We start from the raw sequence: 25,410 nt of genomic DNA, 5'->3' as shown, positions 1-25,410 counted from the left end.
AATGATCTTTGAGCTCTATTTCACTTGCCCTGATATAAAATATCAAAAATTTAGAAATTAAATAGTACGGTTTTATCGTAACATAATCCGGACAGAAAAACAGCACCCGATCCAAGATCGGATGCCGCTGCTCTGTATAGACAAATAACATCTACATACAGTGATTTATTGCCGCTCCAAGGCCTGTCCCAAGTCAGCGATAAGATCGTCGATATCCTCGAGCCCCACGGAGAAACGAAGCAAACCGTCGGTAATACCGCGCTCGTGGCGAACTTCCTTAGGCATCGATGCATGGGACATCATCGCCGGGTAAGACAGAATGCTCTCAACCGCTCCCAAGCTGACCGCTACCAACGGCAGCTTAACGCTGCTGAGCACCTGCTTGGCCCGCTCCCCGGAGCCTACGTCAAAGGATACGACCGCACCGTAGCCCGAAGACTGCTTCTCATGGATCTCACGCCCCGGGTGGCTGGCCAAGCCGGGATAGAATACGGCTTCAATGTCGCTGCGCTCGCTTAACCACTTGGCAAGCTTCGCCGCACTCTTCTCGCTATGAGCCATGCGTGCGCCCAGTGTCTTCATTCCGCGCATCAATAGCCAGGATTCCTGTACGCCCAGCACGGTGCCCAGGCCGTTCTGCATATATTTCAGCTTGCGGCCCAGCGATTCCGTTCTAGTAACGGCAAGTCCGGCAAGGACATCGCTATGGCCGCCCAAAAATTTAGTCGCGCTGTGCAACACGATATCGACGCCCTGTTCGATCGGCCGTTGATAGTAAGGCGTCATGAACGTATTGTCGAGGATGCTCAGCAGGTCATGGGCGTGAGCCCATTCCGTCACTTGAGCGATATCGGTAATTTTCAGCGTCGGATTGGAGGGCGTCTCCAGATAAACTGCCTTCGTATTTGGCTTGAGCGCAGCCTTTACTGCATCAATTTGCGTCATGTCCACGAAGGTCGCTTCGATTCCGAACCGATTCAGGATGCCTGTAAGCAGGCGGTACGTACCGCCGTACACATCCTCCGTAACGATGATATGATCCCCCGCCGAGAACAGCATGAAGGCCGTCGAGATCGCCGACATTCCGCTGGAGAATGCGAGTCCGCGGTGGCCGCCTTCCAGCACGGCAATATAATCCTCCAGCGCCTGTCTCGTCGGATTCCCCGACCGGCTGTAGTCATAAGAAGGCGGATTATAGATATCGTGGTGATGGAAGGTTGACGCCTGGTAGATCGGCACGCTGGATGCGCCAGTCGCGGCGTCCACTTCTCCGCCGAAATGAATCAGCTTCGTCTCGAACTTCCTGTCCTCTTTACCTGCCCCCGGTAGTTCATTAGGGTTGCCTTGATCACTCATTCTTACTGCCTCCTTCAACTTCTGCCCGCGCTGCCGCCAGTGCTTGATCCAGGTCCTGGATAAGATCATCCACATGCTCGATCCCGACGGAGAAGCGCAGCAGGCGGTCATCCACGCCAACGGCGTCACGAACTTCAGCCGGGATGTCGGCATGCGTCTGCACGGCCGGATATGTCATTAAAGATTCCACTCCGCCGAGGCTTTCGGCGAAGGCGATCAGCTTCAGGTTGCGAAGCACAGGATCGACATAACGTGCGTCAGCAACTTTAAATGAGAAAATCCCTGTATTTCCGCTCGATTGGGCTTTCTGGATCTCATAGCCTGGATGATCCGGCAGTCCAGGATAGAATACTTCGGTCACTTGCGGATGGTTCTGCAAATATTTAGCGATAGTCAGCGCATTGCTCTGATGCCGCTCCATGCGCAGGGCCAGCGTCTTCATGCCCCGCATAAGCTGATAGGAATCCGTCGGCCCGAGCACCGCACCGATGGAATTATGCAGAAAGGCCATCTCTTCAGATAGCTCTTTGCCTTTGGTCACAATAAGGCCTGCCAATACGTCGTTATGTCCCCCAAGATACTTCGTCGCGCTGTAAACTACAATGTCGGCCCCGAGCTCGATCGGGCGCTGGAAGAACGGAGTCAGCAGCGTATTGTCGACGATCGTTAGAAGACCATGGTCGCGTGCCCACTGGCTGACCGCTCTAATATCCGTTATCATCATCAGCGGATTCGTAGGCGTCTCGATGACTACAGCTTTCGTGTTCGGCTGTCTAACCTCTTCAAGTGCAATTAAATCATTCGTATCTACATAGGATGCGGTGACCCCGTATTTGGACAATACCCGCTCTAGAAGACGGTAGGTTCCTCCGTACAAATCCAGCGATACGATCAAATGGTCGCCGCTTGCGAACAAAGTGAACACCGTCTGAAGCGCCGCCATACCGGAACTGCAGGCGAAGCCGGCGTCTCCCGACTCCAGCGCAGCCGCCGCTTCCTCGAGCACCGCCCTCGTCGGGCTCTTCGTCCTTGAATAGTCGAATCCGGTGCTTTGGCCCAGCCGCGGATGGCGGAAAGCCGTTGCCTGATATATCGGATAGTTTACGGCTCCGGTAACCGGCTCCTCGACCGAGCCAATCTGCGCAAGTACACTTTCAATGCGGTACCTGTTCTCTGACATTTAACAATCCCTCCACAGCCTATATATGATAAATAAGTCCGCCCTGATGATCGATATCATAAGGCGTCTCTTGATACACATAGTAGTTCAACCAATTGGAGAATAATAAGTTTGCATGGGATTTCCAAGTCGACTTCGGTGTACGGGACGGATCGTTATTCGGGAAATAGTTGACGGGCAGGGCTACATCCATTCCTTTCGCCACATCGCGGTCAAATTCCCATTTCAGTGAACATGGATCGTACTCGGAATGCCCGGTGACGAAAATTTGCTTGCCGTCCTTCGTTGCAACAAGATACACGCCCGCTTCTTCGGATTCGGCTAGAATATCGAGCTCCGATACCTTCTCGATGTCGCTGCGTTCCACGTCCGTATGACGGGAATGCGGAACCTGGAACACCTCATCGAATCCCCGCAGCAGCTTGACGTTTGGAATGTTTACGGTATGCGGGAACACCCCGAAACATTTCTCCGCAAGCGGGATCTTTCGTACCCCAAAGTGGTAGTACAAGCCTGCTTGGGATGCCCAGCAAATATGCAGGGTTGAAGTGACGTTCGTCTTGCTCCACTCAAAGATCCCTTTCAATTCTTCCCAATAATTTACCTCTTCGAATTCCAACTGCTCAACCGGTGCGCCAGTGATGATCAGACCGTCGAACCGACGCGATTTAATTTCATCAAATGTCTGGTAGAACATCTCGAGATGCTCGGCTGGCGTATTCTTGGACGTATGGGAACGAGGATGGAGCAGAACGATTTCTACCTGCAGCGGCGTATTCCCAAGCAGGCGCAAAATTTGCGTCTCGGTCGTCTCCTTCGTCGGCATCAGGTTCAGAATTGCAATCCGCAGCGGACGAATGTCTTGGCGATAAGCGCGAGACTCATCCATCACGAATATATTTTCGTTCTCCAGTACTTCTTTTGCCGGTAAATGATCAGGAACTTTAATTGGCATACTTTCTTCAACTCCTTCTTTAGACAAAACGTTGTTGTGTGCGCAGTCATCCTATAGTAGAAAGCGGACGCATCCCGATACAAGAAAAACCTTTCTCACTTAGAGAAAGGTCTTCATCGGTATCATGAATGCGCCTCTCTCATCTCTCAGAAACCAAAAAACGCCTTCGCGTTATTGGCTCTGCAAGAATTAGCACCGTACGATTAAATCGCCGGTTGCCGGGTATCATCGGGCCAGTCCCTCCACCTGCTCTTGATAAGATTTCGCCATATTTAATTATTCACGGAACGCTTTTACGTTCCTTGAGATCACTTTAAAGGATAAATAGGCTTCCGTCAAGAACCCGGCGCTGTTTGATCACCTCCTGACCGCTTTCGCCATATGCTGAAAAATAGCCCCGATATGCGAGGAATGGCTTGATCATGTCATATGTCAAGGTTATACTAGACAAGTGTTAAACAGCTAATCAGCAAAGAGGTGAAACCGATTATGGAAGGCGACCCGAGTCCGCAGAGAACTGCCCCACAACAACAATGGCATAGGAAATCGATCAGCAGAGCGCTCACGGATGAATTGGGGCTCTTTCGTTTTCGTTTCCCGGTGTTTTCATAAAAACGCCCGTTTTGGCGTCGCCGGCTGCTGATCCTTTTTCCTGTGCTCAACTTAGAGCATATTATCCGATGGGATTTGGGGAAAAGGAGAGTGATACCCTTGAAAATTCGTCATGTCAAAGACGGCGTATTTACAACGGTTGATGATGTGGAGCTAACAACCACTGCACCGGAGGAAGGTTTTTATTGGATCGATGCGGACGGAGAGGATCTGCAAATACTGCAGCCTCTGTTCTCCCTGCATGACCTGGCCGTAGAAGACTGCTTAACGGAAGAGGAGCAGCGTCCAAAAATCGAAACGTATGACAATCACTACTTTATTGTCGTGAACAGCATCCGTTTCGATGATGAAGAAATATTTTTGCGGGCTCTAAACATCTTCCTGGGCCGGCATTATATCATTACGGTTACAAATCAAAAAATCAACGAGCTCCGCGCGGTTAAGCCGATACTTTGGGAGCAAGAAGTCAACGAGCCTGATCGGTTCCTGTACCTGCTCATTGACCTCGTCGTGGACAACTACTTCACGGTCAGCGACCGGATCGAAGTGAAGATTGAGAAACTTGAAGAGGACATCCTCATGCATACGAAGCGATCTCATCTGAGCGAGATTATTGGTCTGCGAAGCGAAATTTTGTGGCTGAAGAAAATGCTTGGGCCGCAAAAAGAAGTTATCAATATTTTAAACAAGAAGGATTTGCGCCTGATCGATGATCAGCTTCAGAAATATTTCAGAGATATTTACGAGAACGCCGTAAAAATCTCCGAGAACTTTGAGACGTTCCGGGAACTGATGGGCAACTTGCGAGAAGCCTACCAATCCTCGATCGCCAACAGGGCGAACGAGATTATGCGTGTGTTCACCGCAATCACGACGATATTTATCCCGCTTACCTTGATTACCGGTATTTATGGAATGAATTTCGACAATATGCCGGAGCTGCATTGGAAATATTCTTATTACGTAGTGCTTGGGATTATGATCGTTCTCGGCGCCGGAATGTACTATTTGTTCCGCAAGCGGGACTGGATTTGAAGCAGGAAAAGGACGAAAGGCCTCCGCATTCTCCGGAGACGGCTTTCGTCCTTTTTGGTTATTAGCCCGCGTCCTGTACGGTGCTTCTGTCCCTGCGGAAACGGATTCGGATCAGGCGCAGGCGCTCATACAGCAATTCCCGATCCTCGGCTTCCGCCGCCTCCTGGCCATACACCCGCTGGAGCACCGGCTTAAGGAATGCGTCGCCGAGCTCTTCATAAGCCCGCATGACCGCCGCCTGTTCCGCATCGGGCATTTCCATCAATTCGTTCTTCACCAGCAGCTCTGTGCTGTATCCGTCCTTCTCCAGTTCCTCAAGCAATTCAATCACTTCCCGGCGCCCCATGGCGACGCGCTCGCGAATCTGCTCCACGCTCAAACCCTCAGCAATGCCTTCAAGCAGCCTCCGGCGTACGCCGTATTTCTCCATTTCTACCCGGAATTTCGCTTCCTTCTGCTTGTAGAGCCAGGAGCGGAGTGTCTCCTGATCTACCTCTGTCTCTACCCAATCCAGTGGAAATGGGTTCATCTGCGGATAACTCCGAGTCATCGCCAGAAGTTCGTCTCCAAACTCCGCCGCTTTATTCTGGCCTACCCCCGGCAGCTGCAGTAATTCCTCCAACGTATGGGGCAGAAATACACTAATCAGTCTGAGCAGCCGATTGCTCGCGATCAAATAAGGCGCCTTGCGCTCCGTGGAGGCTTTTTTCCTTCTCCAATTACACAGCTCAGTATAGACCGGCTCATTTGGATTCCCTTCGCTATAACAGATTAGCTTCTGGGCAGTCATCGCCTTGCCGCGAAACTGCTCCTTATCCTCCCCAATGCCTTCGACCGTCGGCTGGAATCCTTCCCCCAGCTTGATAACCAGACGGTGACGATAGACATGGAGCATCTCCGACCAGGATGAGCCTTCGTACCATATGTACTCCCGCTCCCCATCAGCCGTAATTTCGTTCCACCCCATGCGCCACATACTCTCCTCCTCTCCCATCCAAACCTGCGCACTCCCGACGACGGCGCCGGCCTCCCGCTTCTCCAGGCTGTTCAAAAATATGATTCTCACGATCGTTCCCCTCCTTAAAGTTCAGTATCTGAACGGACTTCCGGCTCGAGCATTTCTGCTGCACGCAAAAAAAGCACCCCTTCTGTAAAATACAGAAGAGGTGCTTCCTCCATTCATATACTGTTATATCCAATGATACCATTTTAAGGTTGCATGTCAATGCTTGGCATGTTTTTTCCCATTAGCCTCAATTATCCGCTATAATAGCTAGGAGCAATAGCTTAATTTTGAAACATCCAATTCGCGATATGCGCACTATTCGTTCAAGGAGGCAATAACAATGACTAACCCGCACAAAGAGTTGGATTTCCTGTCCGACGGCACGGAAAGCACCTCCACCCGGTTCGTGACCTTCATTGGAGCATCCCTGAAGCGTTTCGATCTGGCCATAACTACGACCAACCGCTTCTACGGCAAGAAGCTCGTAACTGATTTGCAAAACGGCAAAACAGCAATTCTAGGCACGGATGACCTTGAAGAGGAAGGCTACCTGGAGCATGTCTTCAAACTGGAAGAGGAAGAAGCCGATGAACTAAAATCCTTCCTGTATCAGGTTGTAGGCGATCCTTACTTTACGGATTAAAGCCAGTTGAGTTGAATACTAGAGTATTGCTAAGATGCCGCCCAGCCGTGGTGAGCATCTTGCCCCCGCCATAAAGAGCAGAAGATGCCCCGCCATCCAAATTCATCGCTTGCTTCGCGCCTAATGCCTTCATAATGTCCGCCCACTGCTTCATTGTGGCTGAAGGTACAGTCGCCAGCATGGTGGAACCGTCCGGCATGATGGCGATCCCGCTGCGGGCGGCCGAGCTCGTCAATATTTTCGCGTCATTGAATCCCTCAGCAGCCGCATTCAAAGCGACCTTGCCGTCCTTCACCAGGCGAGGGCCTGCACCGACAGCGGTAACGACGTCTTCCCAAGCAGGCAGTGGATCGCCTTCCGGATTTTTGTAGCTGAGACTCAGCTCCACATCGCTTCCAATCGCAAACCGCTCCGCCATGTTCTTCTCCGTTCCCGTAAAGACAAGTACATACCCGTTCTTCGGAATGTCGGCATTAGCGTTGACTTCATTTTTGGTGACCTTGCCTTCAACTACCGTAACGGCCAGGCCGCTAGAGAAACCGACCTTGCTTCCACGGGCAGGCGTATACATAATGCTGACATTGCTGCCCGCAAGCGGAACCCGGTTCATAAAGGTCGCGTACCAGCCCTTGGACTTGCCTTCCGGGGAAACGACCGTCCCGGTAATGGAAATGCGCAGCTCGTCCATGATTGCCGTGCCGTCCTTCTTAAAGCCGATCGTCGTGCCGTTCCCGCCTTTATGCATCACTTCACCGCCAGCGATAAGCGTTCCGTATGGATCCGGCGGGCCGCCATAGGCTTCAAAGAAAGCTCCGTTAATCGCAGCCTCCGCCTTGTAGCTTTTGACGATCGAAGCAAATTCCTCCGTGCTGCCAACCTGCTTCTTCGCTAACCCTACCGTGACGGGCGTACCTTTCGGAATACGTACGGTTTGCACGGTGAAGCTCTTATTTCCGACTTTAACTTTCTTCGTTTCTTGCTTAATGCTTGGAGATTGGGCTGCCGCCGCACTCCCTCCGCTTGCTGTCATCAGTCCTGCAAGCAGGAATACTGCAGTACAGGCTGCGGCCCATCTTTGCCAATTCTGCTTATTCATTTGTCGCGGCCACTCCCATCCAATTGATAATGCTCGCCATCTCCAATTCTTCGAATTTGGCGGTAACTTGAGCATAGTTCAGTTCGAGGCGGCAAGCCTCCTGATCACATACAATCTCCACGTCGCAGCGGATTTCCGCAAGCTGCCTGGACAGATGCAGCATATCGAGGTCAGCCTCGATCTTGGCGCGAATCGACTTGGAGAGTTTCTCCAAGTTGCTAAGGATGCCCTCGACCGACCCGAACTCCAGGACCAGCTTAAGCGCGGTTTTCTCACCGATGCCGCGAACCCCCGGATAATTATCGCTCGTATCACCCATCAACCCTTTAAGATCAACGATTTGAGCAGGGGTCAGCTGCTTCTCCTCCATTAAGCTTTGCGGGGTATATACACTATAATTGCCATGGCCCTTCTTCATAATGATTACGCTTGTTGTCTCATTGACCAATTGGAGCATATCGTGGTCGCCCGTCAAAATATAGACGTCCATCTGCTGGCTAAAGCGGGCGGCCAGCGTTCCGATGCAGTCATCCGCTTCAAATCCGGGAGCGCTAATGTTCGGTATTCCCAGGCTGTCCATCACTTCCTGAATCACTGCAAACTGCGGGATCAATTCATCCGGAGCTTCGGAGCGATTGCCTTTATAGGCGGCGAATTGCTCCGTCCGAAACGTCTTGCTGCCTAAATCCCAGCAGCAGGCGATATGGGTCGGGTTGAATTTCTGCACCGCGTCCCAAAAATATCTCATGAAGCCGTATACCGCATTCGTCGGCAGTCCGGCTTTCGTTCTGCGTATATAGCCCGTAGCTGCGGAGGCGTAAAAAGCCCGAAACATAAGCGCCATGCCATCCACTAGCAGTATGCTGTCTTTGCTATTCGGTATAACCGTCAAATTACTCTCTCCCTATATCGGTCTGGCGCTATTTGCCCCAGACACGTTCGTATTCCTCTGCTTTATATCCAACTGTAACTTGCTTGCCATCGCTGACCAGAGGACGCTTGATCAGCATCCCCTTGGATGAGAGCAGGGCGATCTGCTCCTCGCGGGACATACCCGGCAGCTTGTCCTTTAATCCTTCCTGTCTATATATCTCTCCAGACGTATTGACGAATTTCTTCAATTCTAATCCGCTTCGGTCAATCCAAGCGGACAGTTCCTTAGCATCCGGCGGGGATTCTTTAATATCGTGAAGCTCCAACTCATGACCTTGCGCCTCCAGCCATTTTACCGCACTACGGCAGGTGCTGCATTTCGGGTATTGATAAACAATCAACTTACTCATCGCTGCACAACCTCCTGATCCAATCCATAATTTTCATCTCTATTATTAAATCATAGCCATCAAGGCCTGCTCCAGCTGAGCCATATCAGGCGGGAACGGAGCATGAAAACTCATAAATTCTCCGGTTAAAGGATGGCGAAAAGCCAGCTCGGAGGCATGCAAAGCCTGGCGCTGGATAAGGTCATCCAGCATTCTGTCGTGATTAACGACATCCGAATCAGCCTTTTCCTGCAAACTAGGGCTGACAAGCCTTTGATACATCTTATCTCCAATAAGCGGGTGGCCGAGCGAAGTCATATGCACCCGGATCTGATGCGTCCGGCCCGTGCCCAGCCGCAGTTCGACCTTGGAAGCCGGCCCTATTGCTTGAATCATCGAATAATAGGTCAGTGCCGGGTAACCGGACGGAGTAACGATCCGGCGATGCGGCTCTTCAGGATCGCGGTCAATCGGCCCGTCGATCGTTCCTTGCGGCGGAACTGGCGTCCCATGCACAAATGCCACATATTTTTTATCCACCTGCCCAGCGATCATCTGCTCGGAAATATGCTGATGCACGTAAGCATTCTTGGCGATGGCCAGCACGCCGCTCGTCTCCTGGTCTAAACGGTGCACGGGCCTGAACCGGAACATCTCGCCTTTCTCCCGCCAGTAATGCACGACTCCATTCGCCAAAGTCTCCGTATAATGCCCATGAGTCGGATGGACAATAATTCCAGGCGATTTATTGACGATTAGCAGGGCGTCGTCCTCATAGATACTATCGAAAGGAATCGGTTGAGGCAGAATGTCCTCGGATGTCTCCTTTTCCAGAGAAATCGCGGCGATATCCCCATTCTTCACGGGCACGCTGATATACACCCTTTCTCCGTTCAGCGTAATCCCTTGCTCAGTTAGCTTCAGTCTGGACATCAGCTTTCTGGATACGCCCAACCGGCGCTGGAGAAGCTTCTTAAGCTGCCAGCCGTCCTCTTCCTCTGTTACTACATATACGATAGGATCATAATACTGCGTCATGATTTCCGACCAAACACCTTTGCGCTGCGCACATATTCCGTATCCTCCACCTGCATGCGGGCATTGGCCGTACGGGCTGCGGCGAAGAAGTAATCTGACAGCCGGTTCAAATACGTCAGCACCTCCGGATTGATCTCATGCTGACGGCCCAAAGTAACCGCTCGGCGCTCGGCGCGGCGGCACACCGTCCGGCAGATATGCAATACGGCTGCCAGGGAAGTCCCTCCGGGCAGAATGAACTTCTCTAGCGGCGGGTTATCCTGTTCATGGCGATCAATCCATGCTTCCAAACGCTCTGCCAGTTCGGACCCGACTTTATAGCGGTCCTCATTCAATCTGGCATAAGCCAAATCCGAGCCGCAGTCGAACAGCTCATGCTGGATTTGCAGCAGTTCTTCCTTTAGGTCCGCGAATGCCCCGGAATCGGAATCGATCAAACTCGCAGCCTGGCCAACGAAGCTGTTCAGCTCGTCGATCGTTCCGTATGCCTCGATCCGCGCATCGTCTTTATCTACTCTACCGCCGATGATGGAGGTCTGTCCCGCATCGCCGGTTCTTGTGTACAAATTCACCTTAATCCCCCATTCAAGCAAAAATCATATATGTCCAATATACCATAATCCAGCCCTCGAATGCGGATGTACAGCAATAAGAACCATCGCCCACAATAGGCAAAGGCTCGAAATAGGCGAAGGTAACAACGTTTTTTCATGCACCTTTTGTTTGAAGGCTCTGGAGATAAAAAAGAGGTGATCCACTTTTCCGGATCACCTCTTTGTGCAGGTTGCTATAGATAGACGAGCCCAAGTTATTTCGCTTTCTGGCTCTTCATAAATTCATTGATTTTCAAATCAAGCAGACTGCTGATTTCGATCACAATGTCCGATGTAAACGACTTCTCCTCTAAAAAAATCTCTTCCATTCTAGTGCGGAGCAGTTGAATTTCATCTTCCAATGTCAATGCTTGTGGTGATATCTTCCGGCCTTTTTCGTCCATCCATTGATTCGTTACATTGCCTTCAGCAATATGACCGCTCATCTTCTCGTACGGCATGTTGTATTCACCACAAAACAAAAGATATCCCTCCCTGAGAAACTCTAGCTCTTCCAAAACCAAATTATAACATGATTATTGGACAATGATCAAATAATAAATGAGAAAATTGTTAAAAACCCCCATTTACTTCAGATCGACGGGAAGCTCAGCCCTGCTTCAACTTTTGAACGAATTTCCCCATCCGGTCCAGCGCTTCATTAATCTGATTAACCGAAGTCGCGTAAGAGCAGCGCAGGTACCCTTCGCCGCCAGCGCCAAAGGCAGTGCCGGGTACGGCAGCCACTTTAGCTTCCAGCAGCAGGCGCTGAGCAAATTCATCCGAGCTAAGGCCGGTAGTTTCTATACCAGGAAAAGCATAAAACGCGCCTTGCGGCTCATGGCAGGATAATCCGATGTCCCGAAGTCCCTGTACAATCAGCCTTCTTCGCTGATTATAGGATTCGACCATCTGATCCTTCTCCTCCAATCCATTCTTGAGCGCTTCTAAAGCGGCTACCTGTCCCATAACGGGAGCACACATCACCGTATACTGATGAATCTTTAACATCGCATAAATCAGTTCCGGATGGCCGCAGGCATAGCCCATTCTCCAGCCCGTCATGGCAAAGGCTTTAGAGAAGCCGTTGACGAGAATCGTGCGATCCTTCATTCCCGGGAGGGAGGCAAAGCTGACATGCTTGCTGCCATAAGTAAGCTCGGCATAAATCTCGTCGGAAATCACGATCAAATCATGCTTCTCCACTATTTTGGCGATCGGAAGCCAATCTTCGTAAGTCATGATTCCGCCTGTCGGATTGCTGGGATAGTTCAAAATAAGCACCTTGGACTTCGGCGTTATTTTCGCTTCCAGATACTCTGCCTTCAGCTTGAAGTTATCCTTCGCGTAAGTTTCGATCTCTACAGGGACCCCTCCGCCAATAAAAGATATCGGGGAATAGGAGATATAGCAGGGAGCGGGAACAAGTATTTCATCGCCCGGCTCAATCAGCGCGCGGAGTGCCAAATCAATCGCTTCACTCCCGCCTACCGTAACCAAAATTTCATCCTTGGGGTTATAGTTCAGTTCGAACCCATTGTACAAATATTCTGCAATGGCCTCGCGCAGCTCGGGCGTACCGGCGTTGGAGGTATAGCTCGTATAACCCCTCTCCAATGAATAGACACAGGCCTCCCGGACATGCCATGGCGTAATGAAGTCAGGCTCGCCCACGCCGAGAGTGATGATATCTTTATTGCCGCTGGCAAGATCGAAGAACTTCCGGATGCCGGAAGGCTGGATCTCTCTTACTCGGGGGGCTAAATAAGATAACATCGATTTATCCGAATGTTGTTGCGATTGTACTGTCATAACATTACTTCCTTTACGGAGAAATCATCAGACGGCGGTCTTCTTCGGGATCTTCGAAGATAATGCCGTCCTGTTTGTATTTCTTAAGTATGAAATGCGTCTTCGTTGAGAGCACCGACTCCAGCGTCGACAGCTTGTCGGAGACGAAGCTGGCCACCTCTTTGAGCGTGCGCCCTTCAACTTCTACAAGCAAGTCGTAGGCTCCGGACATGAGATAGACCGATTTGACCTGGGGAAACAAATAAACGCGCTCGGCAATGGCTTCAAACCCACGCCCACGCTCCGGAGTTATTTGCACCTCGATCAAGGCGGTTACCTTCTCATCGTCCAATTTGCCCGAGTTGATGACCGTCGCGTATTTGACGATGACGTTGTCTTCCTCAAGCTCCGCGATTGCCACAGACACCTCATCCGCAGTTACTCCAAGCAGGGTTGCCAGAAGAGCAGGGCTTCTTCGGGCGTCTTCTTTCAGAAGGTCCAGCACTTTCAGCTTCAATTCGCTAAGTGGTTTCATGCTTCATCCTCCAGCGCTGTTCCGGTAAGGCGGGACGCTCGTTCCCCTTATTCACCGGAATCTAAATTTAATACTTATATTACATGAATTTAGGAGTCCTGCAAAGAAAAACCGTCCGTTTCGGGAGGCGTTCCCTTAGGCGGACGGTTTTATAGGGCGGCTCTCGAAGCGATGTGCTTGAACCGGGTATAAAGTGGTTTAATTAACTGTAAGTATGTTTTCCTGCATTTTGCTGCATATTGGGTTGCGAAGCCTGGTTGCCGCCGCTCATTTGTGCGGTGCGCTGCTGTATGAATTGCTGAAGCTGCTGCTGGGTCTGCTGACCCTCCTGCAGCTTCTTGTCTACCTCCATGCGGACCGCATGGGAGGGGGCCGTGTACATGTTCTGGCTGCTCAGCAGCTGGTACATTTGCCCTTGAAGCTGCAGTGTGCTGTCTGTCAATTGGGTGAACATTTGCCGTACGGAAGGGCACGCCGACTCGGTCGTCGCTGTCGTATATTCCCGGACAGTTCGTTTAAGGTCGGCCAAAATGACATTTAGCAGATCGTCCTCGGGAAGCAGATTCATATTTTGAAATTGAGACAAAGGAATTCCTCCTGTTCGAATGGTTTAATGGGCTTGCGTCGGGGCGAGCGGCTGATGCTGCTGCATCGCTTGGACAAGCTGGTTGATATGCTGCTCATGTTTTCCTATCTGGCTTTGGATCACATTCTGAATGTTCGGATTCTGTGATACGGCTGAAGCTGCAGCCGTCAATTTCAGCAGCATTTCTTCATTGGAGATCGAATCGGAAATATACTCTAATTCCTTAGCCGTAAGCGGCTGCATTTGCGAAGCATTCATGTACGGTTACCTCCCGAAAAAGTTGTTTGCTTTCACATTCAGGCATATTATGTCCAGGAGGACCATGGATATGTAAGGCGCATAAAATGTACATACTTCATACATATGACGCGTTATTTTGCACACTATTTTAAAGTAAAACCTGTGAGATCATATTTCCATATTACAAAGGAGCGATAGCGAATCATGAAGCTGCATAGCGGAAATTTCGTCTGGCAAGATACCTTGCATCATCCACCGCAATATGAAACGCTCCAGCAAAATATATCCTGCGATTGCCTTGTCGTAGGCGGAGGAATCAGCGGGGCGCTGTGCGCCTATCTTCTGACTGAATCCGGGATAAATACTGCACTGATTGACAAAAGATCAATAGCATCCGGAAGCACCCTGGCGAATACCGGATTGATGCAATATTCAAACGATAAGACATTAACATCATTAATCCATACGTTTGGAGAGGAGCGGGCCGTTCAGTTTTATCATATGTGCCAGGAGGGCGTAAGCAAGCTGTTAAAGCTTAGCCAGAGCCTGAAGGCGGAAGCTCGTTTCCTTCCGAGAAACAGCATATACTTTGCCAGTACAGAGGAGGATGCGGACCTGCTTCATCAGGAATTTGAAACGCTCCGGAAATACAATTTTCCCGTCGATTGGTGGGACAAAGCGCCTATTGCAGACCGCTTCCCGTTTGAGAAGCCGGGAGCTATTTATAACACTGGAGATGCGGAAGGAAATCCCTTCGCTTTCGTTCATGGGCTGATCGAAGCAGCTTCCGCCATGGGGTTGGCCGTTTTCGAGAACACCGAAGGGGCCGGCTTTGAGTTCCAGCAGCATGGTGTCCTGTGCCGGGCCGGGAAGCATGCGATCCGGGCAAGGCATGTTATTTTTGCAACGGGATATGAGACTGGGGCGTTTCATAAAGAAAGAGGCGCATATTTGACGTCAAGCTACGTGATGGCCACTGAGCCCGCCGAGCATTTTGACGATTGGTTTGAACGCTGCCTCCTTTGGGAAACTGCCCGGCCATATCTGTACATGAGGACAACACCGGACAAGCGCATATTAATCGGAGGGCTCGACGAACCGCTGCCGGGCGGAAAGCTGGACGAGAACCGGCATCTGCATCAGGGGAAGAGACTAGTGAAGAAGGTACATGAACTGTTTCCGGAGAAGCGGAATTTGAAGGCTGCTTATGTGTGGGGGGGTGTTTTCGGACAAAGCCGGGATGGGCTTCCGTTCATCGGCACCCACCCGAGTTATCCCCGCTGCTATTTTCTCGAGGGCTATGGAGGCAACGGTACAATATACAGCATGATTGCCGCGGAAATGCTTACCGACGTGCTTTTGGGGAAGGATCGGCCGGATATGGAATGGTTTTCGCTGACAAGAACCTCGAAGCCGGCACCGGCAGTGGGCGGCGCAAGCCCCAAGGACTGACATTGGAGGATTCTTTAAGACTTAAGCCGCCAGCAGCTTCCTCATCGCAAGCCAGCTTATCAGGGGAGCGGCCCCTAAACCGGCCATCAGCCATAAAATCGTCGACATGTGCGGTGATCGGGTGTAGAGCCAGATAAAGATGACAATACCCGCCAATCTTCCGACCATCATGCTGATTTCGCGCAGAACGATCAGTTCCACGCGATGTTCGGCATCCGATTTGTCCCGGCCCATTAAATCGAACACCGAAGAGATCATCGGGATAATGTACAGAGGCATGAACAACGAGGTGCCTATCCCAAAAATAAGCAAGGTCATATAGCTCACTTTCCATAACAGAGGAACGACGATAAGTGTAATCATGAACGCGCCTATCAGCATTTCCAGCCAGCGGTGGCGGATCGCCAGCCATTTGCCTGCCGCCCAGTAGCTGATCAAGGATACAAGGGAAGTGATCAGCATATATTGCCCGACCTTCCATTCCGAAGATGTGCTGATGTAGACGAGCAGATTAATCATGAATAAGAAGACCCCTTCTCTAAGGCCGTAAGCGATAGACGCGGGAACGGCCTGTCTCCATGGGCTTCCCGGCTCCAGACGCCGCACAGGCTCCAGCCAGCGGTACCCCGTGCCCCTCTCGCGTTTTTTTAAGCGAAAGCTAAGCAGCACCCCTCCCCCATAGACAATCAAGGATATAGTAAAAATAACCCTATACCCCCGTTCGCCAGGCATGGCCGAAATTAGCCACCCGGACAGCCACGGACCGCTGATCCCGATCACGGACCCCATGATGCCTACCCAGCCGTTAAAGAGATCCCGGTTCGTCTTGTCAGTCACTTCAAAGTACACGACGTTAAACGCGAGCCAGAAGATGCCCGCACCGATGCCGGATATGATGCCAAGCGGCCATATATAATGCACCAGCTGAGTGCCGCTCGCTAGTACCAGCATATAGAACAGCCCGGAAATGACGATCCCCAGCCGCAGAATAATCATCTTGTCCCGCTCCTTCACCCATTTGCCGGCAATCCAGAACGTAAGCCCTATGGCTAACTGCTGGCTAAAGGCGAACCAGCCGATCATCGTGAAATCCTGCTTGAATTTCCATAAGTATACATTCAAGAAGGTGCCAGACAATGCTCCAGCGAGTACGAATAAACTATTGACGGCTAACAGCAATTTGCATTGTTGATCCAGCGGGCTCTTCATGCTTGCTCCTCCACAGGTTACTGATTTCCCCAGTAAGGATGCCCAAAAAAAGAAAAAGCATGATCAAATCATGCTTTTTCACTCACCTTGCGAATTAAGGAATTTCGCTCCTCCTCGGCCAAAAAACGGCTTACGCTGAAGCAGGCCGAACAAACATATACGTTAAGCTTCATTGTACCGGACAGCAGAGGACCCGGCATGCCCTCCGGGACGACTGGCTCAAACGAGCCGCCGCTGATCTCCTGCTGCCCTACGTGCAGCATGTACTCGCGGCAATGCGGACATTCTGGGACCTCATCCTGACCATCAAGCACTTTCTCCACGCCGGATTCATAGGCCAAGAGATCGCCTCCACTGGTCACAAAGCTCTCGATACGGCGAATTGCATCCAAATGCGTATCGCTCTCTTCCCAATAATCCGCATCGTCTTCGTCACCACCGACCTCTTCCTCAAACTCCTCTTCGTCTCCAAGCTGAATACTCAAAGTACGGTAGCCCTTCAGCTCATTATGGCAATAAGGGCATTCCTCCTCCGCTCCCAGCTCCTCATCCCAGACAATTTCCGTTTGACACCAGGGACATATAGTTGACTCCATACACAGCCCGTCCTTTCTACTCCTTTATGACTTCCACAGAAATACGATACCGCCGATCAGGAACAGTATGGCGGCCACAAAAATGACGCTTGTCAGGTTCTTAATAAAATTTCGCATGATGCTCCCCCCTTAACCTATGCAGGCTCCGATCAAGAAAGATACCGATACAGATACAGACATCGCAATGAATCCTACAGCGATATTGCCCTTAGCGATCTCCTCATCGATACGGAACACCGGGGTTAGAAATTCAAACAAAATATAAGCTGCAAATAGCAGCACGGCTCCGACCAAAGACCAAATCATAAACTCATATATCGGGGAATGTGCTGCAGCATAACGAATGACGTTGCTGATGCCGAAGATTTTGCCGCCCGTGGCAATCGATGCCGCAAGGTTGCCCTGCTTGATTTCCTGCCAGCAACGATACTTAGCCACCAATTCGAAGCAGGACAAAAACACGATCAACTCCATGACTGCTATGGATAGGTAACCGATCATCAGCCCGAACGGCTGCTCCAGCAACGGTTCAATGTTTCCTGCCAATTCGCCTTCGCTCCTCCCGCTTATTTCAGCTCAGCTACCGTGACTCCCGTGCCGCCTTCTCCGTAATTGCCCAACCGGTAGCTCTTTATATGCTTATGCTTACGGAGATAATCCGATATTCCTGTCCGCAAAATTCCCGTACCTTTACCGTGAATGATATAAATTTGCCCCAGGTTGCCGAGATATGCCTCGTCTATGAAGCGGTCCACCTCGATCAGTGCTTCTTCTAAGTTAGCGCCCCGCAGATCCAGTTCGCTGCGCACGTTCTCATCGCGCGTCCGCTTGACGTTGGCTACGACCTTCTGAGTTGCCTTCGCGACAGATGGCGCCGATATAAGCTCCAGGTCATCCAAGCTAACCTTCATCTTCATAATTCCCAGCTGAACGAGCGCCTCTTTCCCCGCGAGCTCCACAACATGACCTTTCTGGTTCAGGCTGTAGACCATGACCTCGTCGCCGGCCCCAATTTTGCGGGGAGCCTGATTCCCCTGGCGAGTTGGCCCGCTCTTCTTGCGCTTCGGCTCGGCCTCCTCCAGCTCCTTCCTGGCGGCGATCAGTTTATGCTCCTTCACAGATGCGCCCTCTTCGAGCGCAAGCTTCCGCAGTTCCTCGATGATCCGCTCGGCTTCGCTGCGCGCCTTGGCCACGATCGCTCTCGCGTCTTCTTCCGCCTTCTCGATCCGCTTGTCGCGCTCTCGCGTCAGTTTGTCCAGTTCGGCTTCATGCCGCTTCCGCAGCTCTTCGAGCTCTTTGCGCAGCCGCTCCGCCGTTTCCCGCTCCTGCTCAGCGCCAAGGCGGTTCTCTTCGAGCGAAGCGATCATATGCTCGACCCGCAAATCCTCCTCCTTGACTTCGCCACGGGCAAAATCGAGAATTTGTTCCGACAATCCCAGACGTTCCGCAATCGCAAACGCGTTGCTTCGCCCTGGCACCCCAATAAGCAGCCGATAGGTCGGACTCAAGGTATTCACGTCAAATTCCATGCTCGCATTGATGACGCCTTTACGTTCATATGCATATGCTTTGAGTTCACTATAATGCGTGCTCGCTACCATGCGACAGCCAAGCGAATGAATATGCTCCAGAATAGCAATGGCGAGCGCAGATCCCTCTGCCGGATCCGTTCCCGCTCCGACTTCATCCAGCAGCACCAGGCTCTTGGCCGTCATGCGCCGCAAAATAGAAATGATGTTCGTCATATGGCTGGAAAACGTACTGAGGCTCTGCTCAATGCTCTGCTCATCGCCGATATCGGCATAGATCGCATCGAACACGCAAAGCTGGCTGCCATCCTCCGCCGGGACAAACAAGCCCGACATCGCCATCAGGCTCAGTAATCCGATCGTTTTCAGGGTTACCGTCTTCCCCCCGGTATTCGGGCCGGTAACGATGATCGAGGTATTCTGGTTGCCCAATTCTACGTCAATCGGCACGACTTGATCCGCTGGAATGAGCGGATGCCGCCCCTTCTTCAGCTTCAGAAAGCCACGGTCGTTCATACGCGGCAGTTCTGCCCTCATCTCCCTTGCAAGGCGGGCTTTGGCAAAAATGAAGTCGAGTTGGGCCAATACGTCGCTGTCGTAGCTGAGAAGCTCAGCTTGCTCGCCTACGAGCGCCGTCAGCTTCTGCAGAATGACTTCGATTTCCCGCTCTTCCTTCAGTCTCGTCTCACGCAGCTTGTTATTCATGGCCACGATCGATTCAGGCTCGATAAACAAGGTCGCTCCCGAGCCGGACTGATCATGGACGATGCCACCAAAATGCGCGCGGTACTCCGCCTTCACGGGAATGACGAAGCGGTCTCCCCGGATCGTGATCAGCTGATCCTGCAGCATCTTCGCAACGCTGGAGGAACGAATCATCGCATCCAGCTTCTCCCGAATCCGCACTTCGCCGCCGCGCAGCTCCCGGCGAATTTGAGCCAGCTCTGAACTGGCTGAATCCAGCACCTCCGCGCTTTCATCGATGCAGCGTTTGATTTGATCCTCGAGCGTCTTCTGTTCGCTGAGCATATCACTCAGCGTAAATAGCAGCTCTACAGGCTCTTCCTCATGGATGTTGACAATGTACCGCTTCACGCGGCGCGAGCCCTCAAGCGTCGTCGCGATACCCAGCAGCTCATGCGGATTTAATGTGCCGCCGATTCGCGCTCGCTTCACAGCAGGCATAATATCAACGATACCGCCGAAGGACGGAGCTCCTTTAAGCCGATCTACCTTGAAGGCTTCGTCCGTTCCCTGCAGGAGGCGTTTGACTTCCTCCAGGTCGGAGACGGGCGCAAGGCCCTCCGCCGCCGCTTTTCCCAGCGATGTCTGGGCATATTTCACAAGCATATCTATAATTTTATGATATTCCATCGTTTTCAAAATTTTCTCATCCAAAAACGATCACAACTCCCCTCGGGACTATGTTCTAATATTTCAACGTGATCAAAATGGAGCTTTTTGAACAACTCCTATTATAGCGAAATCGCACATTTTACGCCATTTTGCAAAGTAGCACACATAAGAAACGCACTTACGGAACATTATATACACGTATACGAAACGTTAACTTGACAAAGGAGGCCTTGTGCCATGAATTTCCTGGGACACGTCGTTCGCTTTATCGTATCTGCTCTGGTCCTGCTCGTCGTAGGCTGGATCGTCCCGCAATTCAGCGTAGGCGGATTCGGCAGCGCCCTTCTGCTTGCTCTGGTCATCGCGCTTCTCGGCTGGGCTATTGAAGGGATCTTCGGCAAGAGAGTTACCCCTTTCGGCCGCGGTATCGTCGGCTTTCTCGCCAGCGCTTTAGTCATCTGGCTTGCGCAGTTTATCATCTCGGGCGTATCCGTCTCGATTCTCGGAGCGCTTCTGGCCGCTCTCGTCATCGGGATCATCGACCTGTTCATCCCAATTGGCTCACCGTTCGAAGCAGCAAAAGACAAGTCAGACCGTTAGCCATCTTTCAGGCCGCCGGTTGCAAGCAGCTCCCTGCCTAATAAGCAGGGAGCTGCTTGCATTTATACCAGAGAGTTCATGAATATTTCAAATCCTTGGCAGTCATGTCTAATTTTTTGCGTTATGATATAAATAAATTTGCGTTTTGTCACAAATTACTTTGTATTGAGGGGGATTTTTATGAAAAAGGCTATTGCTATTATGCTTAGTTCTATGTTATTGGTTCTCCTGGCTGCTTGCGGCAGCAGCTCCAGCAGCGGCGCCGAGGAAAGCAATCTGACGCCGGAATCAGAAATCGTCATCGAGGCGACGAACTTCAAATTCGATCAGGAAGAGTATCATGTCAAAAAGGATTCTCCAGTAAAAATTACCTTCAAGAACGTTGAGGGCAACCACGGAATTATCATTCCCGCACTAAAGCTGGAGCTTAAAGGCAAAAGCCAATCCAAAGTTGTCGTTCCTAAAGAAACAGGAGAATTTGAAATCGCCTGCTCGATTATGTGCGGTTCCGGACACTCAGGCATGGTCTCCAAACTGATCGTCGAAGAATAAACCATAACGAAGAGCCTTCGGTCATCCGAGGGCTCTTTCGCTTTACATCAATCAGTTCCTGCCTGTTCGATCAGCTCGATCCACTCATTGAACTCCGTCTGGAGCTTCGTGTAATCGTCCTTCAAACGATCGTACTCGGCCTTCGCCTTCTCCGTGCCCTCGCGCTCCATTTCTCGAGCCGTTTGCAGCAGCCTGTACTCGTGGGAAATGACCTCGTAGCTGCCCGCAATTTCCTTCAGCTGCTCTTCAAGCCGCTGCTTCTCTTCCTCCAGCTCGCGATATTGCGTGGAGAGATCCATAACCTGTTCTCCGCCTGCCGCACACTGCTGCTGCCATTCCTGCAGCTGGCGCTGGAGATCGGCTTCCGTCTCACGCCAGGAGACGAGCTCCTGTTCAGCCGAAGCGAGCTGCTGTCTCCACTCCTGCTCTCTTCGTTCCGCCGCCAGGCGGGAGCTCTCCTGCTCCTGGGCAAGGGCAACAAAGCCTTGCAATTCCTGTTCCAAATCTTCTAGCTTACCTCTGAGTTGCTGCGCTTCCTCCCGCAGACGGGCATTTTCCTGTGCGGTGGTTCCCGCTGATTGCAGAGCGTTCTCATGTTCCTGCGTAACCCGGCTTAATTCGGATTTAAGGAATTCCGCTTCCTTCGCCAGCTTGGCCGCACTAGCCTGTTCACTTTGGAAGCTCTCCAGCGCAGCAGTTGCTTCCTTCTTCGCCGCATTCAAGTCGGCTTGCAGTCGCTCACCCAGTTCGGATGCCTCTAACAAACTGATTTCAAGTCGGCTGATCTCCTCGTTGCGCTTCTCCGCCAGCCTCTGCCAAGATTTCTCGTTCTGGGCCGCTTCGGAAGCTTCCGCACGCAGCTTCTCTTCGCGAACTTTGGCTTCCTGAAGCTGCCCCTGCTGCCGCTTCTTCTCTGCTTCGGCCGCTTGCACCGACTGCTGAAGGCCCTTCGTCTGCTGCTCCAGCTTCGCGATATTGTCCTTCAAGCGCTGCTCCGCAGCCTTGGCGTTATGCTCCCGCTGCAAGGCTCCCTTCAGCTGCTCGGCGAGCTTCTCGCGTTCTTCCTTCTCGCGCTTGGCTTCCTGCTCCGCCCCCCGCAGCTTCGCCTGAAACTGGGACGAGCTTGCTCTCTGTTCCTTCAGCTCGCGCTCCAGGTCGCTGGCTCGCGCGTTAAGCTTACTAACGTTCGTTTCCTGTTCCTTAAGCGACGTCTCGGCCTTGGACAGCTGCTCGGAAGCCGCTTTCTTCTCGATCTTCAGTTGTTGGTGCTCCTCCTGCAGCTGCTGATGCGCCTTCTCCTGCTTGGATTGGAGCGCCTGCATAACGGATATCTCCCGGGCAAGCTCCGCCTTCTCGCGCTCCATCTTTTGCAGTTCTGCCTGTAACTGCTCCGCCTTCATCGCCTCTTCGGCCATGCGAACTGCAGCTAGTACCGCTAGGCGCGGAGTGTCCAGATGGGAGTACATTTTGGCTATGGCTTGCATATGGTTATCGACGCGGCGCGCAACCTCTTTCATGTAATCGGCGCTGCTGCCTACGATCTTATAAGATGTACCGTAAATTTCAACATTTACACTAATACGGTCAGGGGTAGTCAAAATGTTGCGCCTCCTTCGGTCCTTACGTTTCATCTAAGCTGTCTGTCCTTGCACTTGCACGAAAGTCACATCGAATCGATACTTAAACTTGATTCGATGTGACTTTGTTCAATTCCTGCTATTTTCTTAATTCAGCTGCAAAAGTTTGCTCAAGTACCGACACAACTTGCCCATGTACGGCAGAAATCTCCTCATCGGTCAGTGTGCGCTCTTTGTGGCGGTACACCAAAGACAAGGCGACGCTCTTCTTGTTCTCGCCAAGCTTGCTGCCCGTATAGACATCAAAAACATTCAGTTCTTCCAGCAGGTCACCCGCCGTATTCCGAATAGCGGCCAGAAGCGCTCCCGCTTCTACGTCCACGTCCACAACAACGGCAATATCCCGCTGCATGGAAGGGAATCGCGGCAGTTCGCGGTATACGGCAGTATCCCCCGCATACTGGTATACCGGCTCCAGAAGCAGCTCCGCAGCATAAGTATCATCAAGATCATGCTCACGCTGCAGCTCAGGATGAAGCTGGCCGATTGAGCCGAGCCATTGTTTGGCTGACGGTGTATTTAAATATACGGAAGCCGACCGCCCTGGATGGAAACCTTCCGGTGCATCCGCTTCATAGCTAATAAGCTCGTTGATTCCTAGATATTCGAAAATGCTCTCAAGCACACCCTTCAGGTCGAAGAAATCGACCTTCTCTGGACTTGCATTCCAACGCTTCTCTTCCCGGTCTCCCGCAAGGAGCAAGCCCAGCACAGAGATCTCTCCCGGCTGCTTTGTCAATTTCTCCTCATCCGTCAGGAAGACGCTGCCCATTTCAAACAGGGCAAGATTATCCAGCTTCCGGTTGCGGTTGTAAGCAGCAATCTGGATAAGGCCTGGAATAAGGCTCATGCGGAGCACACTGCGGTCCTCGCTCATCGGCATCGCCAGCTGCACTTCGCGTCCTCCTGCTCCCAGCTTAGGGAACAGCGGGCCGAACCCTTCATGAATGAAGGAATATCCCATCACTTCCTGCAAGCCTCCATGTACGAGCAAGCCTCTCAAAGCCCGGCGCAGCGCCTGCGGCTTCGTATATCCGCCTGCCGTTGTCGGCCCTTCGATCGCAGTGGTCGGAATGTTGTCATAGCCATACAACCGGGCTACCTCTTCAATGAGATCAACATCCCGCGTAATATCTCCACGGCGAGTCGGCACGCGGACCTCTAGCGCATTGTTCGCCGAATCCCCGCATTCGAAATGCAGGCGGGCAAAAATCGCTTTCGTCTCCAGCGTGGAAATGTCCGTTCCCAAATAAGCGTTCATTTTCGTCAAGGAGAGACGGATGATCCTATCCTCTGCCTCCGAAACGACGGACTCGACAATCCCTTGGCGCACCTTGCCACCGGCGTAGAGCGACATCAGCTCAGCCGCCCGGTTCAAAGCAGGTATAACCGCAGCAGGATCAACCTCCTTCTCGAAACGAAGGGAAGCCTCGGAACGCAGTCCCAGATTGCGCGATGTTTTGCGCACGGAGCCGCCGTCGAATTTAGCCGATTCCAATACGATGTTTACCGTGTTCTCCGTAACCTCGGTATGAAGGCCGCCCATAACGCCGGCAAGACCGACCGGCCGATCCTCGCCGTCGACAATCAACAAGGCGCCTGACTCCAGCTCTCTCTCTTGGCCGTCCAGCGTGACCAGCTTCTCGCCTGCTTTCGCTTCGCGCACTCCAATGACGCCGCCTTGAAGGGTATCTGCGTCAAAGGCATGCAGCGGCTGGCCGTATTCCAGCATGACGTAGTTCGTAATGTCCACGATGTTATTGATCGGACGAATTCCAGCCGCCATCAGGCGATTCTGCATCCATTGCGGGGAGACGCCGATCGCCACTCCAGAAATGTATCTGACCGCATAACGGCTGCACAGCCCGTCCGCTTCGATTTTGACCACGATCCGTTCTTTGGCAGGTTCCGCTACTTCGATTAGCTTCTTGTCCGGCTCCGGCAGCTTGACCTCCCTGCCTAGAATCGCTGCTACCTCATAGGCTGCTCCGAGCATGCTCAGACAATCGGATCTGTTCGGTGTAAGATCGAAATCAAGCACCTTGTCATCGAGTCCGAGCAGCTGCGAAATCGGCGTGCCGATCTCGGTGCCTTTCGGTAGAACGAGAATTCCTTCCTGCTGCTCTTTCGGCAGCAGCTTGTCATTCAGACCAAGTTCTTTGGCCGAGCAGATCATTCCTTGGGAGAGCACGCCACGCAGCTTAGCCTTCTTGATGTCCAGTCCGCCCGGAAGCTTGGCGCCTACGAGTGCGACAGGCACCATCTGGCCGGCATCCACGTTTTTTGCACCGCAGACGATTTGGAGGTCTTCCTCCTGGCCGGCATCGACGATGCATACATTCAGCTTATCCGCATCAGGATGCTTCTCTTTGCTCTTCACATAACCGGCAACTACTTTCGTAACTCCCTTGTTCCGGTTCTCAATAGCATCGATCTCAATGCCGGAGCGGGTAATCTGCTCCGCCAAATCCTCGATGTTGACTTGATCCAGCGATACATATTCCGACAACCATTCGGTTGATACTTTCATGCCAGTTCCCTTCTTTCTTAT

Annotated in this window: 25 protein-coding genes and 1 riboswitch; of the genes, 5 read left to right on the top strand and 20 right to left on the bottom strand. The window is 51.9% G+C overall.

Going from position 1 to position 25,410, the window contains the following annotated elements; genetic code table 11:
- Positions 1-165: 165 nt before the first annotated feature.
- From ACYUJT_RS01935 to metA, 3 genes are read right to left on the bottom strand one after another with little or no spacing between them, the layout of a single operon-like run.
- Positions 166-1,356 carry a trans-sulfuration enzyme family protein gene (locus ACYUJT_RS01935; RefSeq protein WP_460318422.1) on the bottom strand — a complete coding sequence of 397 codons (1,191 nt, stop codon included), beginning with the start codon at positions 1,354-1,356 and terminating at the stop codon, positions 166-168.
- Positions 1,349-2,536, bottom strand: coding sequence for a PLP-dependent transferase (locus tag ACYUJT_RS01930; RefSeq protein WP_460318421.1), 1,188 nt, complete (start codon positions 2,534-2,536; stop codon positions 1,349-1,351). The genes ACYUJT_RS01935 and ACYUJT_RS01930 overlap by 8 nt, the downstream gene beginning before the upstream one ends.
- 19 nt (positions 2,537-2,555) lie before the next feature.
- A complete protein-coding gene (metA, locus tag ACYUJT_RS01925) occupies positions 2,556-3,491 on the bottom strand; it encodes a homoserine O-acetyltransferase MetA (RefSeq protein WP_460318419.1) in 936 nt (311 codons plus the stop codon).
- A 136-nt stretch (positions 3,492-3,627) separates the two neighbouring features.
- A riboswitch (SAM riboswitch) is annotated at positions 3,628-3,753 on the bottom strand.
- 449 nt (positions 3,754-4,202) lie between these two features.
- Between metA and corA the strand changes: the two genes are divergently transcribed.
- The gene (gene corA / locus ACYUJT_RS01920; protein ID WP_460318418.1) at positions 4,203-5,138 is read left to right on the top strand and encodes a magnesium/cobalt transporter CorA; all 936 of its coding nucleotides are present in this window, start codon (positions 4,203-4,205) and stop codon (positions 5,136-5,138) included.
- A gap of 61 nt (positions 5,139-5,199) precedes the next feature.
- Here the strand turns inward: corA and ACYUJT_RS01915 are convergent, their stop codons facing one another.
- Positions 5,200-6,204: an HRDC domain-containing protein gene (locus ACYUJT_RS01915; RefSeq protein WP_460318417.1), complete on the bottom strand. Its 1,005-nt coding sequence runs from the start codon at positions 6,202-6,204 to the stop codon at positions 5,200-5,202.
- Positions 6,205-6,484: 280 nt separating this feature from the next.
- Between ACYUJT_RS01915 and ACYUJT_RS01910 the strand changes: the two genes are divergently transcribed.
- The gene (locus tag ACYUJT_RS01910) at positions 6,485-6,787 is read left to right on the top strand and encodes a DUF3055 domain-containing protein (RefSeq protein WP_460318415.1); all 303 of its coding nucleotides are present in this window, start codon (positions 6,485-6,487) and stop codon (positions 6,785-6,787) included.
- Here the strand turns inward: ACYUJT_RS01910 and ACYUJT_RS01905 are convergent.
- The 10 genes from ACYUJT_RS01905 to ACYUJT_RS01860 form a co-directional block, all read right to left on the bottom strand.
- Positions 6,777-7,883, bottom strand: a complete 1,107-nt coding sequence (locus tag ACYUJT_RS01905; RefSeq protein WP_460318413.1) for a phosphodiester glycosidase family protein — start codon at positions 7,881-7,883, stop codon at positions 6,777-6,779. The genes ACYUJT_RS01910 and ACYUJT_RS01905 overlap by 11 nt on opposite strands.
- Positions 7,876-8,775 carry a 5'-3' exonuclease gene (locus tag ACYUJT_RS01900; RefSeq protein WP_460318411.1) on the bottom strand — a complete coding sequence of 300 codons (900 nt, stop codon included), beginning with the start codon at positions 8,773-8,775 and terminating at the stop codon, positions 7,876-7,878. The genes ACYUJT_RS01905 and ACYUJT_RS01900 overlap by 8 nt, the downstream gene beginning before the upstream one ends.
- A gap of 28 nt (positions 8,776-8,803) precedes the next feature.
- A complete protein-coding gene (locus tag ACYUJT_RS01895) occupies positions 8,804-9,166 on the bottom strand; it encodes an arsenate reductase family protein (RefSeq protein WP_460318409.1) in 363 nt (120 codons plus the stop codon).
- A gap of 45 nt (positions 9,167-9,211) precedes the next feature.
- A complete protein-coding gene (locus ACYUJT_RS01890; protein WP_460318407.1) occupies positions 9,212-10,183 on the bottom strand; it encodes an RluA family pseudouridine synthase in 972 nt (323 codons plus the stop codon).
- Positions 10,180-10,755, bottom strand: a complete 576-nt coding sequence (locus ACYUJT_RS01885) for a cob(I)yrinic acid a,c-diamide adenosyltransferase (RefSeq protein ID WP_460318406.1) — start codon at positions 10,753-10,755, stop codon at positions 10,180-10,182. Before ACYUJT_RS01885 ends, ACYUJT_RS01890 begins: the two co-directional genes overlap by 4 nt.
- Positions 10,756-10,991: 236 nt before the next feature.
- Positions 10,992-11,258, bottom strand: a complete 267-nt coding sequence (locus ACYUJT_RS01880; RefSeq protein WP_460318404.1) for an aspartyl-phosphate phosphatase Spo0E family protein — start codon at positions 11,256-11,258, stop codon at positions 10,992-10,994.
- Positions 11,259-11,385: 127 nt separating this feature from the next.
- Positions 11,386-12,588 carry an aminotransferase class I/II-fold pyridoxal phosphate-dependent enzyme gene (locus tag ACYUJT_RS01875; RefSeq protein ID WP_460318403.1) on the bottom strand — a complete coding sequence of 401 codons (1,203 nt, stop codon included), beginning with the start codon at positions 12,586-12,588 and terminating at the stop codon, positions 11,386-11,388.
- A gap of 13 nt (positions 12,589-12,601) precedes the next feature.
- Positions 12,602-13,102: an Lrp/AsnC family transcriptional regulator gene (locus tag ACYUJT_RS01870; RefSeq protein ID WP_460318401.1), complete on the bottom strand. Its 501-nt coding sequence runs from the start codon at positions 13,100-13,102 to the stop codon at positions 12,602-12,604.
- Positions 13,103-13,304: 202 nt separating this feature from the next.
- Complete coding sequence (locus tag ACYUJT_RS01865; RefSeq protein WP_460319727.1) at positions 13,305-13,670, bottom strand: spore coat protein; 366 nt, start codon at positions 13,668-13,670, stop codon at positions 13,305-13,307.
- Between the two features lie 42 nt (positions 13,671-13,712).
- Positions 13,713-13,946, bottom strand: a complete 234-nt coding sequence (locus tag ACYUJT_RS01860; RefSeq protein ID WP_460318400.1) for a hypothetical protein — start codon at positions 13,944-13,946, stop codon at positions 13,713-13,715.
- Positions 13,947-14,132: 186 nt separating this feature from the next.
- On the opposite strand from ACYUJT_RS01860, the gene ACYUJT_RS01855 reads away from it, so the two are divergent.
- Entirely contained in the window at positions 14,133-15,380 is a 1,248-nt protein-coding gene (locus ACYUJT_RS01855) for an NAD(P)/FAD-dependent oxidoreductase (RefSeq protein WP_460318399.1), read from the top strand.
- A gap of 21 nt (positions 15,381-15,401) precedes the next feature.
- On the opposite strand, the gene ACYUJT_RS01850 is transcribed toward ACYUJT_RS01855, so the two are convergent.
- From ACYUJT_RS01850 to ACYUJT_RS01835, 4 genes are all read right to left on the bottom strand, one after another.
- Positions 15,402-16,589, bottom strand: a complete 1,188-nt coding sequence (locus ACYUJT_RS01850) for an MFS transporter (protein ID WP_460318398.1) — start codon at positions 16,587-16,589, stop codon at positions 15,402-15,404.
- A 68-nt stretch (positions 16,590-16,657) separates the two neighbouring features.
- The gene (locus ACYUJT_RS01845; protein WP_460318397.1) at positions 16,658-17,185 is read right to left on the bottom strand and encodes a hypothetical protein; all 528 of its coding nucleotides are present in this window, start codon (positions 17,183-17,185) and stop codon (positions 16,658-16,660) included.
- 129 nt (positions 17,186-17,314) lie between these two features.
- Complete coding sequence (locus tag ACYUJT_RS01840) at positions 17,315-17,686, bottom strand: DUF350 domain-containing protein (protein ID WP_460319725.1); 372 nt, start codon at positions 17,684-17,686, stop codon at positions 17,315-17,317.
- Between the two features lie 65 nt (positions 17,687-17,751).
- Positions 17,752-20,112 carry an endonuclease MutS2 gene (locus ACYUJT_RS01835; protein WP_460318395.1) on the bottom strand — a complete coding sequence of 787 codons (2,361 nt, stop codon included), beginning with the start codon at positions 20,110-20,112 and terminating at the stop codon, positions 17,752-17,754.
- 195 nt (positions 20,113-20,307) lie between these two features.
- On the opposite strand from ACYUJT_RS01835, the gene ACYUJT_RS01830 reads away from it, so the two are divergent.
- A complete protein-coding gene (locus tag ACYUJT_RS01830) occupies positions 20,308-20,670 on the top strand; it encodes a phage holin family protein (RefSeq protein ID WP_460318394.1) in 363 nt (120 codons plus the stop codon).
- A 180-nt stretch (positions 20,671-20,850) separates the two neighbouring features.
- On the top strand, positions 20,851-21,222 hold the full coding sequence (locus tag ACYUJT_RS01825) for a cupredoxin domain-containing protein (protein WP_460318393.1): 372 nt from the start codon (positions 20,851-20,853) through the stop codon (positions 21,220-21,222).
- Positions 21,223-21,269: 47 nt separating this feature from the next.
- Here ACYUJT_RS01825 and ACYUJT_RS01820 read toward each other — a convergent pair whose 3' ends face one another.
- Both ACYUJT_RS01820 and pheT read right to left on the bottom strand, forming a co-directional pair.
- Positions 21,270-22,820, bottom strand: coding sequence for a cell division protein ZapA (locus ACYUJT_RS01820; RefSeq protein ID WP_460318392.1), 1,551 nt, complete (start codon positions 22,818-22,820; stop codon positions 21,270-21,272).
- Between the two features lie 118 nt (positions 22,821-22,938).
- Positions 22,939-25,389 (bottom strand): phenylalanine--tRNA ligase subunit beta, encoded by a 2,451-nt coding sequence (pheT, locus tag ACYUJT_RS01815; protein WP_460318391.1) that lies wholly within the window; start codon positions 25,387-25,389, stop codon positions 22,939-22,941.
- Between the last annotated feature and the right edge of the window lie 21 nt (positions 25,390-25,410).

The organism is Paenibacillus sp. YSY-4.3 (genome assembly GCF_054767475.1).
This window is presented reverse-complemented; position numbering and strand designations above follow the sequence as displayed.